We start from the raw sequence: 16,634 nt of genomic DNA, 5'->3' as shown, positions 1-16,634 counted from the left end.
CCATGCATAACGGCCAGCTCGCCATCCCAGGCTCTCGCTCATAAGCTTGTTGCTTCGCAACATTCGCCTTGCTCGACCTTCGAGCCTCGACATCCCTGTCTCGGCTACGCCAATTTGCAACAACGCCAGCGGCGGCTCCGAAGGGGGAATTGGTGCAATTCTGTAATAATAGCGTTGCTTGAAATTGCTTATATACCCACAGACATACGCCTATTCCCCAGGCACAGGCGGAACTGTGACCGTCGAAAACAAGGATGTTTTCGTCGAGGCTACAGGGACGTATTCACGCCGTATCACAGGATTGCCTGTGCGAGAGTGCACCGCAGGTGATGGGCTGCAACTTAGTTGGCAGCTAAAACCAGGTTTATTGGTGAGATATGGTTCAAAGCCATGATAGCCGCTGTGCCAGCGGCCTAAAGTCGTGGAGCTTCGCCCCACACCCGACCAAGCGGGGATCAACAGCAATCCCCTCTTGGATCTCCCCTGCCGCCCCGCACGGTGTCGAAAGCCCCTCGGCCTAATGGCGCAAATCACTACCGCTTCAGACGCTCATCCCTGATTCGACTGTCGCTGCTTCGGCATCCATGCCTCAGCCACGTTATTTGCGCCAACGGCTTTCGGCGACACCGAGGGGGAAGTCGGTGCAATTCTTCCTCCAACGGTGTCGTATTTAGCTGCAGATGTACGCCTATTTCCCAGGCACAGGATTGTCTGTGTAAAAGGTTGTTCTTGGCGGCGCCGCTATCGTGGGAGGGAATAACTTGGTTTCCGGCGGTTTTTTCATTGCTGATGAAAAAGACCCAACTCACGTTGGGTCTTTGGGGATTTTAAATCAACGAGGTTTTACCGCTCAGGTTGGCGGTAAACGCCTTAACCCTGTTTCGGTTCCACTGCCCGATAATGATCCTGCATGGTGTAAGAGCGGGCGTAGAGCGCAAACACCAAGGCGGCCAGCAGGGCGAAGCCGGCGAAGAAGAACATCTGGAAGGCGGTGACACTCAGGCCGGTTTCGGCAATCTGATTGGTCACGGCATCGCTCTTGACGCTGGCGTTGGCCAATAGCACCCAGAGGTTGCCCACAGTGACCGACAGTGTCCAGAAGCTCATGATGCTGCCTTTCATCGACTTGGGTGCCTGGCTGTAGGCAAATTCCAATCCGGTGGCAGAAACCAGTACTTCACCGAAAGTCAGCAGTGCATAAGGCAGTACTTGCCAGGTGATGGACATGGGGGTGCCTCCATCCATCATCAGCTGAATGCTGCCTATCACTATCCAGGAAAGGCCGGAGAAGGCGATACCGGCGCCCATTTTACGCAGGGCATTGAGGCGTACGCCGCTGCGCTCCAGCATGGGGTAGAGCACAAAGTTATTGAAGGGGATCAGCAGCATAACCAGCAGTGGGTTAAGCGCTTGCATCATGGCCGGCTCAAACCAGTCCGGCTTGACCATGTCGTTGGCCTGTAAAATCCAGGTAGAAGCCTTTTGATCGAACAGCGACCAGAAGGGAGTGACCAAGGCAAACAGGATTAAGATGCGGAATACGGCGCGCACTCCGTCCACTGCCTCGAGCGGGTGTTGATTGCGGGCCCGCTCAAGCTGCATGGAAGCGCCTATGCCGACAAAGCCCATCAAGAGCACCATCGCCAGACACAAGGCGGTCACCACTCCCAGGCTGTTGTATTGGGTGAGGGAAAACAGCGCCAGCAGTATGCCTATGGCACTCAGCAGCAAACCTATATTGGCCTTGCCGGGTACGGGAGTGAAGATGGCGCTCTTGAGCACCGGCAGGAAACCGTGTGGATCTTTGGGCTCGGGTTGCTGGTGGACATAACGTTTACGGCCGCCCCAGAAGAATACCGTGGCGATAAACATCAATACCCCTGGGATACCGAAGGCCACTGAAGGACCGAAGAATTTCAGCAGTAGCGGCATCGACAGCGAGGCGAAGAAGGAGCCGAAGTTGATGGTGAAATAGAACATGTCGAAGGCTTTTTGCGCCAAGGACTTATTGCTCTGATCGAACTGATCGCCCATGAAAGAGGATACCAGCGGCTTGATGCCGCCCGATCCCAGGGCTATCAGAAACAGGCCCGAGTAGAAGCCGGTTTTGCTGGTTTCGAAAATCGCCAGGAAGGCATGGCCAATCACATAGACTATGCTGAGCCACAAAATGGTGTGGTATTTACCGAAGAAACGGTCGGCCAGCCAGCCCCCCAGGAGAGGGAAGAAATACACCCCGATCACAAAGGAGTGGAACACATCTTTGGCTTCGCCCTGACGCAGTTCTTCCGGCACAGACAGCAGCAAAGCCGTCATCAGGAAGGGAGTCAGAATATTGCGCATGCCGTAAAAACTGAAGCGCTCGCAGGCTTCACTGGCAATGATAAAGGGGATCTGCCGCGGCCAGCGTGCAGAGGAAGGTGAGCTCATAATGTACCTTGGTTATTGTCGATTCTAATAAAGGTTGCAGCTATATGCGCATAATCCGGCTTTCCATTCAACTCCGGCCATGAACAAAACCGTTTTTTTTGTGAACTGAAGTGCAAATTTGCGTCGAAAGCCATGAAAAGGGCAAACTGATTACTCGCATTGGCAGCGGCATTGAGCTGTCATCATAGCGCCACGCTAAACCAAGGCTATCGGGAGCCGGGCACCATGGATACACCCTTGTATGGACCATTGACCATCGATGAATGGCTCAGGCTCAACCTGCAGCGCCAGGGCTTGTTGCAACCGGCGAACTCGGCGGCGGCCATAATCCGTCAGCTGGGCTATGTGCAGATAGATTCCATTAATGTGGTCGAGCGTGCCCATCACCATGTGCTGCACAGCCGGTTGCCCGGTTATCACCCCGAGCAGCTGCAACAGGCTATTGCCGCTAAAGAGGTGTTCGAGTACTGGGCTCACGCCGCGACCTATCTGCCCATGAATGACTACAGGTACAGCCTGCAACGCAAACAGCAACTGAGTCAGGGGGATAAACACTGGTTTGAACCGGACGAGCCCTTGATGCGGGAAGTGCTTGCCAGAGTGCGCGCCGAGGGGCCGCTCAAGGCCAGTGATTTTGAACACTCAAGTGATCAGCGTGGCAGTTGGTGGGACTGGAAACCGGCCAAGAAGGCGCTGGAACAGCTGTTTATGCGCGGCGAGTTAATGGTGGTGCGGCGCGAGCGGTTTCAAAAGGTTTATGATTTGGCCGAGCGGGTGTTGCCGCCGGGCATAGATACCCGGGTGCCCGACGATGATGAGTTTGGCCGGTATCTGGTGAACCGCTTTCTCAATGCCAACGGCTTTGGCTCAGAGGCTCAGTTTGCCTATCTGCGTAAAGGCATGCGGCCGGTTATCAAGCGGGTGTTGGCCCAAGGGCTGGAGGCCGGCGAGCTGCAGCGGTTCAAGGTCGATGGTCAGCAGTATTTCTGCCCGGCAGAGCTGAGTGCGGCGCCCATGATCCCGGAGCGGGTCTGGCTGCTCAATCCCTTCGATAACCTGGTTATTCAACGTAACCGCTTAAAGCAATGGTTTGGCTTTGACTATCAACTGGAAGTGTACCTGCTGCAGGAAAAGCGAATCTACGGCTACTACAGCCTGGCCATCCTCTGGCGCCAGCAGTTTATCGGCCGGGTCGATGTCAAGGCCGACCGGCCGCGCCAATGCCTGCTGTTGCAAAACCTGGTGTTGGAGCCTGAGTATGCCAATCGGCCTTTGGATGATGTGTTACTGGCCGAACTCGTCAGGGCCATTGCCGACTATACCCGTTTCAATGCCTGTGAACGTTGGAAGTTGGTGCGCAGCAATCACAAGGGGCTGAAGCAGCTCTGGCGTCGCCAGCAATGGCTGTGAATTGGGCTTAAGCCGGCTCGAAAAACTTTTCGGCCAGCACCACCCGGTTCCGGCCGGCACGTTTTGCGTGGTAAAGCTGCATATCGGCCTGTTTATAAAGGCTTTCGATACTCCTGCCGTGGCGCCTTGGCATATGGACTATGCCTATGCTGACCGTGATGGGTAGATGGGGCACCTGTCCGTTACCGAAGTTGTGCTCGGCAACTTTGGCACGTATCTCCTCGGCCTTACGCTCGGCATCGGCGGCCGAAACTCCCCGCAGCAGCAAACCAAACTCCTCGCCGCCCAAGCGGCCAAGCAGATCATAGGGCCTGAGCCTGTCTTCCAGCAGCTGCACCAGTTGTTGCAGTACGGCATCACCACAGTCGTGGCCGTAGCTGTCATTGGTGGCCTTGAAGTAGTCAATATCGAGCAGCAAAAAGGCAAATTCGCTCAATCCTCTATTGGCTTCGGCCTTGGCGCGGCGCCAGTTTTCGAAGAAGCGGCGACGGTTCATGGCTCCGGTGAGCGGGTCGGTATTGGCCAGTTTTTCCAGCCGCTTGAAGCTGCGGTGACGGATCCGCTCGCCGGTATAACCTATACCAACGGCCATGGTATAGGCAGCAAAGAAGTTCACTACACCAAGACCCGCCAAGCTATCGGCCCCTTGCCACAGATTTTGGTTCAGCGTCAGCATCAGCCAGATACAAGAGGCCAATCCCAGGCTTAACAGCAATCCTCGGCTGCGACCCAATAGTAGAAATGCCAATATGGGCGATAGCAGCAGATAGAGGGTGATTTGATGTTGAGTGCCGAGCAGTAGGCTCATCGCCAGGGCAATGCAGGTGGGCACCAGCACTGTCAGCCACTGGCTGCGGCGCAAATTACCGTAAAACCAGAGGTCGGCCACAATCGCGACATGGGCCGCCAGCCCCAACAGATTGATGACGACAGCGGCATCACTTTTGAACAGCCACAGGTAAAGCAACATGAAAAACAGCGAAGTAGCCGCTGTGGCCAGTAAGCAGGAGAGCAACTGGCCAGCCTGGCATTCCTGGGAGATCTGCCACATGGGATCGGTATCTTGCAGTCGGGTGGCAAACAGTCGGCTAACAGCCGGAGCGTGGATAATCATGATGCGGGTCCAAATGAAGAGGCCCTGAATGGGCCCTGAGATACACAGAACCCAAAAATATGTGGCGCTGTGCCTGTTACATCTGTTGTTAATGGTGCGATTTTCAAAGGTTTTCAGCAAATGACATCGTTGTCTTTTTGAGCCGGAGCAGGTTAAGCAAACAACTGGAACCGAGATCACGCGTCTCGCTTTGAAACAAATTGGCGCTAATGTGTTGTGAGTGAGAGGAATGTGGCATTTTGGTAAACAAATCCCCGCAAGCGGACTTTTGTCCTCAAGGCTTTTTTGGCGCCGCCGGTAGACTCGGGTCAGTTTTTATCCGAGGAACAGCTTATGACAGCACATATCAACGCCGCCAAAGGCGATTTTGCCAAGACAGTTATCATGCCCGGCGATCCTTTGCGGGCCAAATACATTGCCGAGCACTTTCTCGAGGATGCCCGCGTGGTGACTTCGGTGCGCAATATGCTGGGTTATACCGGCAGCTGGCAGGGTAAGCCGGTTTCCGTAATGGGCCACGGCATGGGGATCCCATCTATGGTGCTCTACGGTCATGAGCTGATCAACGACTTCGGGGTTGAGCGCATCATTCGGGTGGGCAGCTTGGGGGCGACCCAGCGTCAGGTGCAGATGCGTGATGTGATCCTGGCTCAGGCGGCAGGGACAGATTCAGTCACTAACGCCAAGCGCAGCGCAGGTTATCATATGCCGACTTCGGCCAGCTTCCCGCTGCTGCTCAAGGCCTGGGAACAGGCCAAGGCCCAGGGTCTGAGTGTCAGAGTGGGCAATGTGTTCAGCGGCGATCTCTACTATGACCCGGATGAAGATCTGATCCCGGCGCTGGAGCGCTTCGGCATTCTGGGGATCGATATGGAAGTGGCTGGTCTCTATGGCCTGGCGCAGCAGTTCGGCATCGAGGCCTTGGCGATTCTGACCGTATCGGATCATTGCCTCACAGGTGAAGAAACCAGTGCCGAAGAGCGCCAGCTGTCATTTAACCAGATGATCTCGCTGGCGCTGGCCGTGGCCTAAGGAAGGTGCAAACAAGTCCCATGTGTGCTCTGCGTCGGCTTACGGGCCTGGATGTAAGGCGTGGTTCGCAGCAAATGGCCCTAGTCCTTTGCAAGAAGCACAACACAGCAGGCAGGCTTGTAAGCCACGCCCTTCGGGGCTTTCACAGCAACTGGCTCTCTGCGTTATCTGACTTCGACATGCCCCGGCATGCCTTCAGTCAGATGCCTTGAACGCCAATTGCTGTGCAAGCCACTCTCTACAAAAGAGAAGGCAACGAGGACTTATTCGCACCTTCCCTAATACATTGATGGATGATAAAAAATGAATAATAAAATCACACTGACGGCCATCAGTTTTCTGGCCAACTTTATCATGGCGGGTTTCGCCTCTCAGTTCGGTATGTTGATAGAGCCGATAGCCACCCGCTTTGGGGCCGATGTCAACGATGTGGCTTCTATCTTCTCACTGTTGAACGGCGGCGCTCTGGCGGGGACTGTTGTGGCCTTTTTGTTGATTGAAAAGGTCGGTATCAAGCCGATGACACTGCTGAGCTATGCCGTCATCTTCCTGTCGGCGCTGGCGCTGCATTTTGGCTCTTCGCTGACCGTGGTCATGGTGGCCATGACGCTGGTGGGCCTGTGCGGCGGCATCGGCCTGTGTATCGCCGGTACTCTGGTGGTGTCCCTGTGGCAGGAGCGAATCCAGTCCACCATGTTGGTGGTGCAGGATGCCACCTTTAACGTGGCCGGGGTGGTGTTTCCGCTGATCACCACTTATGCGCTGACACACTCACTGGCCTGGAGTTACAGCTATCTGACGGTAGGCCTGGTGGCCTTGCTGACCCTGGCACTGGCGGCCTTCACCTCTTTCAGCCGGGTACAACAGGGCCAGGGTGAACAGGCGCAGTCCGCTCAGCGTTCCGAGTGGAACTTCGGCATTATCAGCGGCGGTCTGGGGCTGCTTTTGGGCATGCTGGCGCTCTATACCTTCCTCACCTGGGCGCCTATGTTTGTGAAGCAGAAGTTTGAGATCCCGTTTGAAGAGGCGGGCAATATCATCACCCAGTACTGGTCGGCGGCGTTGGTGGGCGCCTTGATCTCAACCTTGATAGTGACCCGGATGCAGATCCGCCACTTCCTGTTGATGATCATCTCGTTGGCATTGCTGCTCACCAGCTGGATTGTCAGCTGTGGCGATCTGGAAACCCTGGGATACCTGACCTATGGCTACGGCTTTGTCTGCGCCGCGCTCTATAACGCCTTTATCGCCTATGGGGTTTCCTTTGTGAAACAAGCCAGTAGCCGCAATGTGTCCTTCATTCTGATCAGCGGCAGTGCCGGTGCCATGTTCAGCCCGGCTATCAGCTCGATGGCGGAAAAGATAGTGGGCTTGCAGACCGTCATGTATGCCATCCCTGTACTCTACGGGGTGATCTTGCTGATGCTGCTGGTGTCCAATTTTGGCTTTAAGCGTCAGGCCGAGGCGGCTTTGGCCTGAGCCACTTCTCAATCAATAGATAGGGGAGCTAAAGCTCCCCTTGCTCGACAAAAACCTGCAGCGCCTTGAGATCCATTATCTCCAGCTTGCCCTTGCTGCGCCGAACCAACCCGGCATCTTCCAGAGATTGTATCGCCCGGCGGTAGACTCTGGCGGTAGTGCCAAAACGCTCAGCTTCCAGATAGCCCTTGTTGAACCCAGATACCGGCAGATCGTCCAGCTGCTGGTGGTAGAGGTCGTAGGCAATGTTGTAGCTGATGGGGTAGAGCATACGCCGGGTGAAGATGTCCACTGTGTCCTGATAATCTATGGCGATGGCACTGGCGAAAAACAGCGCCAGCCTGGGGTGCTCACCCAAGGCCTGCTGCAGCTTGTCGGCGGGAATAATGCCGCAGGTCAGGGTGGTTTCTGCCAGAATATCCAACTGGCAGGGATACTGGGTGAAAAACTCCATTTCACCGAATAGCTGCGAGTCGCATTTCAGGGTGCCGAGTTGAAAGTTGCGGCCGTTGCGGGCGCTGTAGCTCATGGCTATTTTGCCACTGGGCACCAGTACCAGTTGATTCAGCTTCTGCCCCTGTTGCATCAAGGCCTCTCCCGGCGCAAAGCGGCGCTGCTCGCTGACGCAGCTGAGCAATACCCGCTCCACCAGAGGGTAGTCTGATTGCCACTCCTGGGAGTATCTGCCTTGGGTAAGAGGTTTGAGCTGCATCTTGGGGTCGCAAACTGTGGCTTGGTGGGTTTGATTATCCTGCCAATAGTGTAGATGGCAAGCAAGGATTGGTTGCAGCAGCGGTTTCAGGATTGACCTTTGTCACCAATCATGGAACCCTATCGGCATTCTTGGGCCATACAGAGCAAAGTGCAGCATGGGGTTTTCACTCGGTGTTAACCGCTTCTCCCTCAAAGACAGGGCGCTGGTGTCATTGATCATCAGTCTGCTGGTGATCCTGCTCTGTTTTGGTCAGCAGCTTTCGCTGTTTGGTTCCTGCCCGCTCAAGGCCCAGCATCAGCTGACGCAACTTGGTGTTGATACTGCGCCGACTCACGCCAATGATGCGGGCAAGGCGCAGCTCAATGAAGAGCCCTGTCATCTGTCTTCCCATATGCTGAACCTGCAACCTGTGGTACTGCAACTGGGACTCACGGCCCTGTTGCTGTTTCTGCTGTTGCTCAACTGGCTCGGCAGTACCCGGCCTTTCAGTGTTTATCTCTCCCATCCCATAGTCTCCAAACGAAGGCGACACTCAGTGTTGTGCGTGTATCTGGAATGAAAACATCCTGAACTCTTGCCGGTTAATACCGGGTTCTGATGTTTTGTTTTGGAGCTAATTTCATGTATTTAAAAAGAATATGGCATGCCTTCGCGGTATGTCTGATGCTGCTCAGCCAAGTTGCATTGGCAGAGCCGCTGAGCAGTGGCTGGCTCAAGCACCCGGATCATCCTCCGGTGAAGGTGCAACTGACGCTGGCCGATGTTGATGCCGACCAAGTCGGTGAGCTCAACGCCCTGTTGGATGTGGCCCTGAGCGGCGACTGGAAAACCTACTGGCGCGCGCCGGGGGAAGGCGGGATCCCGCCGACCCTGGACTGGTCCGCCTCGGAGAATATTGCCACGGTCGACTGGCACTGGCCGTTGCCGCAGCGCTATGTGTTGCAGGGTATAGAAACTCTGGGTTACAAGGGCGATACCTTGTTTCCACTGACTATTCGCCTCAAGGATCCCGGGCAGCCGTTTCGGCTCAAGGGCACCCTGACCCTGTCTTCCTGCACCAATGTCTGTGTGTTGACCGATTACCCTGTGGAGCTGAGCGGTCAGACCGCCGGGCTTAAGGCCGATGATGGCTTTTTGCACCAGTGGGGGGAGGCGATGGCCAAGGTGCCACAGGGCAATGGCGGCGCGGTATTGCAGTCGATTGTCTGGGATGAAAAGCAGCAGTTGCTGCAACTGGCCATAGAGGCCGCGAGCCCCTGGCAACAGGCAGATCTGTTTCTGTTCGGCGAGGATGAGACAGTCAGCGAGCTGATCTTTTCCCGGCCGCAGATCCAGACAGATGGCAAACGGCTGACCGCCACTTTCGGGGTCAAACATTGGCTGGGGACGCCGGATCTGGAGGGCAAGCCGCTGCTGATTAATCTGGCCGACACACACCTTTCGGCCGAACTGAGCGGTGCCATCGCCACAGGCCATGTTGCCAAGCCGCAGCCAAGCCTGCCGCTGTGGAGCCTATTTCTGATGGCGCTGGCCGGTGGCCTTATTCTCAACATCATGCCTTGCGTATTGCCTGTGCTGGGCATGAAGGTGCACGGGGTCATGATGAGCAGCCAGGGCAGTCGCAGTCAGGTTCGCGGCCATTTTATGGCTTCGGCACTGGGTATTTTGCTGTCCTTCTGGTTGATTGCCGCAGGTCTTAGCTTGCTGAAGTTGTCCGGTCAGTCGCTGGGCTGGGGGATACAGTTCCAGCAGCCCTGGTTTATCGGCTTTATGGTGCTGCTGACCTGGGGCTTCGGCCTCAACCTGTTGGGGGTGTTTGAAATCAATCTGCCTTCCAAGTGGCAGACCCGTCTGGCCGGTGCCGGTGATGATTCGCGCCTCGGCCACCTGTTGCAGGGGATGCTGGCCACGCTGCTGGCTACGCCTTGTACCGCGCCGTTTCTGGGTACTGCGGTGGCCTTCGCTCTCGGCGCCGACTATCCCATGCTGTTTGCCCTCTTCAGCGCCATGGGGCTGGGAATGGCCTTGCCCTGGTTGATGTTGGCGTTGTGGCCGGCGTTGGCGCAGCGTTTACCCAAGCCCGGGCGCTGGATGAATTGGGTCAAGCCTGTGTTCGCGCTGATGATGCTGGCAACCTGTCTCTGGCTGCTGAGCCTGCTGCAAAGCTTCTTCTCCGTTGCGGCTATCTTGGGGCTGGGCGCCTTGATGTTGCTGCTGACACTGGGACTGCTGGGCAAGCGTTACGGCACTCAGGTAATGGTGTATGCCATTGGCGGCAGTTTTCTGTTTGCCAGCCTGGCGCTCGGGGTAGGTTATCTGACCCGGGATGCCTGGGTCAGCCCTTTGCCTTCGGATCACCACTGGCAACCGCTGAATTTGGTGCAGCTCAAACAGGCTGTCGATGAGGGCAAGACAGTGTTTGTCGATGTCACGGCCGACTGGTGCATTACTTGTCAGGCCAACAAGGTGGGGGTGCTGCTGCAAAACCCTGTCTATGATGCCCTCGGCGATGACAGAGTGCTGCTGATGCGCGGTGACTGGACCAAGCCCAGCGAAGAAATTACCGCCTATCTCAAGGCCAATGGCCGCTTTGGGGTGCCTTTCAATCAGGTCTATGGCCCGGGAACCCCCGCCGGTAAGCCATTACCGGTAATCCTCAGCAGTGATGGAGTATTGGCGGCCTTGGCCGAAGCGGAGAGCAGACAATGACCCAGGAAAATAAACCAGCCCACAAGGGGCTTAAATGGCTCAAGACCCTGCTTGGCTATGGGCTATTCATTCTGGTAGTGAGTGTTGCCCTCGATGCCTTTCGCAGCCGCGAGATGCCGGAAACCCTGCCGCTGCAAACGGTTCAGAGCCTGGCCGGCAGTCAGCTGGATATTGCCGCCATGAGCATGGAGCGCCCGGTCATTCTGTACTACTGGGCCAGCTGGTGTGGCGTCTGCCCCTTGGTGTCCGGCACTGTAGATGGTTTCAGTGACCGCGAGCAGGTGGTGACTGTGGCGCTGCAGTCGGGCAATAACACCCAGGTCAAGCAGTACCTGCAAAACAAGGGTTACGGCTTTGAGGTAGTCAATGATCCCAGCGGCGCCTTGGCGCGCTCCCTTGGCGTGTCGGCGACACCGACGCTTTTGTTTATCTATCAGGGCGAAATCCGCAGCAGCACCACAGGAGTCACCAGTTGGCCGGGGATCTGGCTGCGACTCTGGCTGACAAAAATGAATTTAATTTGAGGAATAACAAGATGAAGTATTGGATAGTATTGAGTGCCTGGCTGCTGGCGGCCAGCGGCAGTTTACAGGCGGCAGAGCAGAAGTTGAGCCAACAAGAGGAACAGCAACTGGGGCAGATCCGCAGCATTTTGGTCAAGCATCCGGAGATCATTCCCGGCGTGCTCGGCAGCATAGAGTCTTATGTGGAGCAGCGACAGTTGCAGCAGCAAGCGCTGGCCAAGCACAAGGACTGGCTGTTCAACAACCCGCAGATGCCGACCATGGGCAGCAGCAAGCCTGAGTTGCAACTGGTGGTGTTTACCGACTACAACTGCCCCTACTGTAAGCGGATGGAACTGGAATTTGCCAAGCTTTTAAAGGAGTTCCCAAACTTACAGGTGGTCAATGTGTTTGTACCATTGAGGCAGATAAAGGCCCAGGGCACTGAGCTTTCTTCCGGCGCCTTTGCCCTCGAGGTTTGGCAGCAGGATCGCAAGGATTTCCCCCGGGTACATGAACTCTTGATGGCCAAGAATGGCATGCACACAGGGAACTCACTGCAGCAGGTCGCCAAGGCCACGGGCACAGAACAATACCTCAAGCCCAGCTCGAGCGCCGACGAGTTGATGCATACCAATGTGAGAGTCTTCTCTGAACTGGGCTTTGGAGGCACGCCGACACTGCTCATAGGTGATGAAGTGATCCCCGGCTATATCGACTATGCCACCCTCAAGGCCGTGGTACAGCAGGTGCTGGAGCGCCAAGGGTAATTGGCTTGCGGCCGTTATCGCCTTTCTGGGATAATTGGCCGTCGCCGGGGCGAGCGCCCCGGCTTTCCCCGCACAGATGATTAAGAGTCGAGATGAAACACGTAAGCCTGCAGCTGACCGAAGACGGGTCACATACTCTATTTAATGCCGAGCTCAATGAGACCTACCACTCCCACAAGGGGGCGTTGGCCGAATCCCGTTATGTGTTTATCCACGCCGGGCTCGAGCAGGTGTTGCAGGACTTTGACCATCTGGCGATTCTGGAAGTGGGCTTTGGCACCGGGCTCAATGCCCTCATGACCCTGGGTAAGGTGCTGGAGCTGACAAAGGCGCGTCAGCAGAGTGGCTTGGCGCCGCTGCCGGTGCGCTATGTCACCATAGAGCCTTATCCCTTGTCCGCTGAGCTGATTGAAGGGCTGAACTACAAGGGCATGCTGCCCGGCTGGTATGCGCCGCTGTTCGATGCCTTGCACGCCGCCCCCTGGGATCAGGATGTGGAAGTCATGCCGGGTTTTGTGTTGCGTAAGGTCAAGGGCAAACTGGAGCAGCTCGAGTGGCAGGGCGAACCCTTCAACTTGGTGTATTACGATGCCTTCGCCCCCAGCAAGCAGCCGGATGTATGGGCGCTGGATAACTTCAAAAAGTGCTATGGGTTGCTGGAGCAGGGCGGCTTATTGGTGTCTTACTGCGCCAATGGCCAGTTCAAGCGAGATCTCAAGGCCGCCGGTTTTCAGGTTAAAGCTTACCCGGGAGCCCTGGGCAAGCGCGAGATGACCCGCGCCTGGAAGTTAGACCCGCTTTAAGCTGCGACGCAGGCCGGGCAAGGCCTCCAACGAGCACAGCAGCAGCCCGGCCCAGATGAGGGAGAAACTCACCAGTTTCACCTCGTCAAACACCTCACCAAAGATGACTACCGCCAGCAAAAATTGCAGGCTGGGCTCAATGTATTGCAGCAAACCCACCATGGACAGACTCGTGTATCTCAGCGCCAGGCTGAATAGGATCAGCGGCGCCAGCGTCACGGGCGCCGAGCCGATATAGAGCATAATGCCTTCGCTGCCGCCAGCCAGTGCGGCGCTTTGCTCTGTGGCCAGCAGATAACAGAGGTAGCCCAAAGCAAAGGGAGTCAGCAGCAGTGCTTCCAGGGTAACCGAGGTGAAGGAGTCAAAGCGGATAAACTTTTTCAGCAGCCCGTAGAGGGCAAAAAAGCTGCCCATCACCAGAGACAACCAGGGCAGGCTGCCGTATTGATATACCTGCCAGCCAATACCGGCAATGGCCAGCACCACGGCGGCCAGTTGCGCCTTACTCAGCTTGTCGCCGAGGAACAGCACCCCCAGAGCGATGGCAAACAGAGGATTGATAAAGAATCCCAGGCTGGCCGCCAGCACCTGACCATGGGTCAGGGCCCAGGTGAAGCTGACCCAGGAGATACACATGATAAGCCCGGCGGCAAAGCACAGCAGCAAGGAGCGTTTATCGCGCCACAGCGCGCCAAAGGCAGGTAACGGCCGTCTCAGCAGGACAAAGGCCAGCAGCATAAAGGGCACAGACCAGATGACCCTGAAGGCCAGCAACTCGAAGATGGCCGCATCCGGCAGCAATTGATAGTAGAGGGGTAATATTCCCCAAAGCACGAAAGAGAAGGCCGCCAGAGCGTTTCCCTTGAGAGAGCTGGACATGATTTTCACCGAAACAACACAATACTCGGATATGGCGGCTATTCTGGCATGGCCTTTATAAAAGGGAAGTGAATTAACTCACTGTTTAAAAAATCTTTTCATTCTGTTTAAACCAGTGACGGCGCTGGAGCTGCATTTCCAGTAACTCAGCATCAGAAGCGGGAAAAACATTCGTTTCCGTTGTCGCCAACTGGCCTCGGGCCGCTATCTCAAACCCCAGTGCCTGATAGCAGCGGTAGGCCGCGAGATTGTCATGGAACACAGCTAGGCTTAGATGCGTAACCTTGGGATCGGCAAAGGCGCGCTCTATACCCTGACGCATTAACTCCCGCCCCAGCCCCTTGCCTCTATGCTTGGGGGAGCAGATCACCCGGCATAGCCTGATCTCATCGGGTTTTCTGGCCAGCAGTTCCAGATAGCCCAGCAAAGAGTCGCTGTCCAGGCTAGCTTGGTCACTGGCTTCGACTCTTGTCAGCGCCAAAGGGGTGAGGTTTGCCTGGGCTTGATGCTGCCGCAGCTTTGATGGTGACAGCGGCCAACCCAGCCCTGGGCCTGCCCAGCGCAGACAAGCCTCTGCCGACGTTACCCAGGAGAGCAACAAACCGGCCCATTGCGGCTGAAAGGGTTGCAATATGCTGTCGGACATTGCGCGTTTCCTCCTTTGAGTTCAACTTGCCAAGTTAACCCAGGGATGGGGGAAGTGCCAGAGCTGTTGGCACCAGACAGTGGGGCAGCTGGCGCTGCGGTTATCATGGCTTTGAGCTAAAAGTATCTAAGCCAGTATTGCCCGAGCTTCCGGCGACGGATGTTGCTCATTGCCTGCCGCAGGCTTATGCACAGGCGATCCTGTGACACGGCGTTAATACGTCCCTGTAGCCTCGACGAAAACATCCTTGTTTTCGACGGTCACAGTTCCTTTCGACGGTCACAGTTCCACCTGTGCCTGGGAATCAAGTGTATGTCTATAAACACTTGAGAAGTTTCAAGCTACTCCATTTTCACAGAATTACACCGACTCCCGCTTGAAGCGGCCGCAGGGCGTTGATGACAATCGCGTAGCGAGGCATGGCCGTTCACGGGCGTCCTGCCCTTCACGGCATTGGGACTCCTGTCCGGCAGATGCCCACTCAGCGCCAGTTAATCAGGGGCGAGTGTCGTCTAGCGACGAGCTAACGAGCGCGAAACAGGATGTTGAGCTGGGCCAGAGTCACATGGATGTGACTCTGAGCGCCTGGCGCGATAGCGAATTGGTATCATAAGCACAAGGGGTTGTCCGCTGCGTCGCGGGTCGCTGGGGGTTTGGAAAGGGGGCGAGTCGATACAGCCCCCTTTCCTCGGGTGTGGGGCGGCGAGTGTCGCATAGCGACATGCTTACGAGCGAGAGCCAGGGATGGCGAACTGGCCCTTGTGCATGGATGCACTTGCTCCACGACTTTAGACCGCTGGTACAGCGGCTATCATGGCTTCCAGCTAAAAGTATCTAAGCTAGTATTGCCCGAGCTTCCGGCGACGGATGTTGCTCATTGCCTGCCGCAGGCTTATGCACAGGCGATCCTGTGACACGCTGCGAGTACGTCCGTGTAAGCTCTGCCTCGCCATCCCTGGCTCGGAAGGTCACAGTTTCGCCTGTGCCTGGAATTAGGTGTATATCTGCAGAACTCTGAAATGCTTCCAGCTACTCAGTGCTAATAGAATTGCACCAATTCCCCCTCGGTGTCGCCGAAAGCCGTTGGCGCAAATAACGTGGCTGAGGCATGGATGCCGAAGCAGCGCCAGTCGAATCAGGGATGAGCGTCTGAAGCGGTAGTTATTTGCGCCATTAGGCCGAGGGGCTTTCGACACCGTGTGGGGCGGCAAGGGAGATCCAAGAGGGGATTGCTGTTGATCCCCGCTTGGTCGGGTGTGGGGCGGCGAGAGTTGCATAGCAACGTGCTTTCGAGCGAGAGCCAGGGATGGCGAACTGGCCCTTGTGCATGGATGCATTTGCTCCACGACTTTAGGCCGCTGGCACAGCAGCTATCATGGTTTTGAGCCAAAACTCACCAATGAACTTGGTCTTAGTTGCTCACAAAACTGCAACCCATCACCTGCGGTGCAGATAGGCAGGAAGCCCACCGCAGGTGCAGGAACGAAATTAGGACCTATTTCGACGGTCACAATTTTATCTGGGGCTGAAAACAGGCACACAGATTAAACTCATGAGTTTTGGCACTGGATAGCTTGATATCGAAGGCAAGCCTCAGAATTGCCATCTGAACTGCACATCCGGTACATGAAGATACCTGAGCTCGTTCACCAGGTTATCTTTTTCATTCAGCAGCTGTTTTTTCTTCTCCAGAGTGCTGGCCTTGTCTGTCATGGACACCAGCTTCTGATCCAGATCGCGGATCTCATAGTCGATCTGACGCAGGCGATTGCGGATCTCATCGGCGCGTTTATTGAGCTGGTATTGGCGGTAGCCGGCATTGTACTGTTCGATAAAGGCGTTGCTGGAGCAGACCCCGGCATAGCCTTCACCCGCCAGACCGACACGGTAACCATTTTCCGGCTGACAGTAATTTTGCAGCCCCTTTAGATAGCCTTCGCGCCAATCGCTATGATTGACCCGGATACCGAACTCGGCACAATCTTCGGCATAATCATTGATTCTGCTGGCATGAGCTCCATTGTTGCCATCCTGAAGCCCCAGGGAAAACCAATCTGAGTTCTGGCATTGATTGAGGTCGAGTGAACTGCATTGGGTCAGCATGAGCGCGCTCAGTGCCAACAAGATGTTTTGGTATTTCATTC

General features: G+C 55.9%; 14 protein-coding genes. 8 read left to right on the top strand and 6 right to left on the bottom strand.

Annotation, left to right across the window (positions count from 1 at the left end; genetic code table 11):
- Positions 1-870 precede the first annotated feature (870 nt).
- On the bottom strand, positions 871-2,430 hold the full coding sequence (locus ACF8D4_RS18190; RefSeq protein ID WP_392464488.1) for an oligopeptide:H+ symporter: 1,560 nt from the start codon (positions 2,428-2,430) through the stop codon (positions 871-873).
- Between the two features lie 225 nt (positions 2,431-2,655).
- On the opposite strand from ACF8D4_RS18190, the gene ACF8D4_RS18185 reads away from it, so the two are divergent.
- Positions 2,656-3,840 carry a winged helix-turn-helix domain-containing protein gene (locus tag ACF8D4_RS18185; protein WP_392464486.1) on the top strand — a complete coding sequence of 395 codons (1,185 nt, stop codon included), beginning with the start codon at positions 2,656-2,658 and terminating at the stop codon, positions 3,838-3,840.
- Between the two features lie 7 nt (positions 3,841-3,847).
- Here the strand turns inward: ACF8D4_RS18185 and ACF8D4_RS18180 are convergent, their stop codons facing one another.
- Positions 3,848-4,954 carry a diguanylate cyclase gene (locus ACF8D4_RS18180; RefSeq protein ID WP_144162276.1) on the bottom strand — a complete coding sequence of 369 codons (1,107 nt, stop codon included), beginning with the start codon at positions 4,952-4,954 and terminating at the stop codon, positions 3,848-3,850.
- Between the two features lie 333 nt (positions 4,955-5,287).
- Here ACF8D4_RS18180 and deoD point away from each other — a divergent pair, with 333 nt between their 5' ends.
- Together deoD and tsgA are read left to right on the top strand one after the other, a co-directional pair.
- A complete protein-coding gene (gene deoD, locus ACF8D4_RS18175; RefSeq protein ID WP_107005130.1) occupies positions 5,288-5,986 on the top strand; it encodes a purine-nucleoside phosphorylase in 699 nt (232 codons plus the stop codon).
- A gap of 303 nt (positions 5,987-6,289) precedes the next feature.
- Positions 6,290-7,465: an MFS transporter TsgA gene (gene tsgA / locus ACF8D4_RS18170; RefSeq protein ID WP_208243132.1), complete on the top strand. Its 1,176-nt coding sequence runs from the start codon at positions 6,290-6,292 to the stop codon at positions 7,463-7,465.
- Positions 7,466-7,493: 28 nt separating this feature from the next.
- On the opposite strand, the gene ACF8D4_RS18165 is transcribed toward tsgA, so the two are convergent.
- Complete coding sequence (locus ACF8D4_RS18165; protein ID WP_392464484.1) at positions 7,494-8,177, bottom strand: Crp/Fnr family transcriptional regulator; 684 nt, start codon at positions 8,175-8,177, stop codon at positions 7,494-7,496.
- Between the two features lie 157 nt (positions 8,178-8,334).
- On the opposite strand from ACF8D4_RS18165, the gene ACF8D4_RS18160 reads away from it, so the two are divergent.
- The 5 genes from ACF8D4_RS18160 to mnmD all read left to right on the top strand — a co-directional run bounded on the left by ACF8D4_RS18160 (position 8,335) and on the right by mnmD (position 12,965).
- Positions 8,335-8,739 carry a hypothetical protein gene (locus ACF8D4_RS18160; RefSeq protein ID WP_025890074.1) on the top strand — a complete coding sequence of 135 codons (405 nt, stop codon included), beginning with the start codon at positions 8,335-8,337 and terminating at the stop codon, positions 8,737-8,739.
- A 62-nt stretch (positions 8,740-8,801) separates the two neighbouring features.
- The gene (locus ACF8D4_RS18155) at positions 8,802-10,889 is read left to right on the top strand and encodes a protein-disulfide reductase DsbD family protein (protein ID WP_392464483.1); all 2,088 of its coding nucleotides are present in this window, start codon (positions 8,802-8,804) and stop codon (positions 10,887-10,889) included.
- Entirely contained in the window at positions 10,886-11,413 is a 528-nt protein-coding gene (locus tag ACF8D4_RS18150) for a protein disulfide oxidoreductase (RefSeq protein ID WP_144131578.1), read from the top strand. The genes ACF8D4_RS18155 and ACF8D4_RS18150 overlap by 4 nt, the downstream gene beginning before the upstream one ends.
- A gap of 11 nt (positions 11,414-11,424) precedes the next feature.
- On the top strand, positions 11,425-12,162 hold the full coding sequence (locus tag ACF8D4_RS18145; protein ID WP_071237382.1) for a DsbA family protein: 738 nt from the start codon (positions 11,425-11,427) through the stop codon (positions 12,160-12,162).
- Positions 12,163-12,254: 92 nt separating this feature from the next.
- On the top strand, positions 12,255-12,965 hold the full coding sequence (gene mnmD / locus ACF8D4_RS18140; RefSeq protein WP_062794010.1) for a tRNA (5-methylaminomethyl-2-thiouridine)(34)-methyltransferase MnmD: 711 nt from the start codon (positions 12,255-12,257) through the stop codon (positions 12,963-12,965).
- Here the strand turns inward: mnmD and rarD are convergent.
- From rarD to ACF8D4_RS18125, 3 genes are all read right to left on the bottom strand, one after another.
- Complete coding sequence (rarD, locus tag ACF8D4_RS18135) at positions 12,951-13,844, bottom strand: EamA family transporter RarD (protein WP_071237380.1); 894 nt, start codon at positions 13,842-13,844, stop codon at positions 12,951-12,953. The two genes, mnmD and rarD, sit on opposite strands and share 15 nt — an antisense overlap.
- A gap of 85 nt (positions 13,845-13,929) precedes the next feature.
- Positions 13,930-14,490, bottom strand: a complete 561-nt coding sequence (locus ACF8D4_RS18130; RefSeq protein WP_071237379.1) for an N-acetyltransferase — start codon at positions 14,488-14,490, stop codon at positions 13,930-13,932.
- Between the two features lie 1,593 nt (positions 14,491-16,083).
- Entirely contained in the window at positions 16,084-16,632 is a 549-nt protein-coding gene (locus ACF8D4_RS18125; protein WP_101058520.1) for a DUF2799 domain-containing protein, read from the bottom strand.
- Between the last annotated feature and the right edge of the window lie 2 nt (positions 16,633-16,634).

The organism is Shewanella sp. YQ_9 (assembly GCF_043103185.1).
Taxonomy (GTDB): Bacteria; Pseudomonadota; Gammaproteobacteria; order Enterobacterales; family Shewanellaceae; genus Shewanella; species Shewanella algae.
The sequence above is the reverse complement of the archived record's forward strand: the minus strand, read 5'-3'. Positions and strand labels throughout refer to the sequence as shown.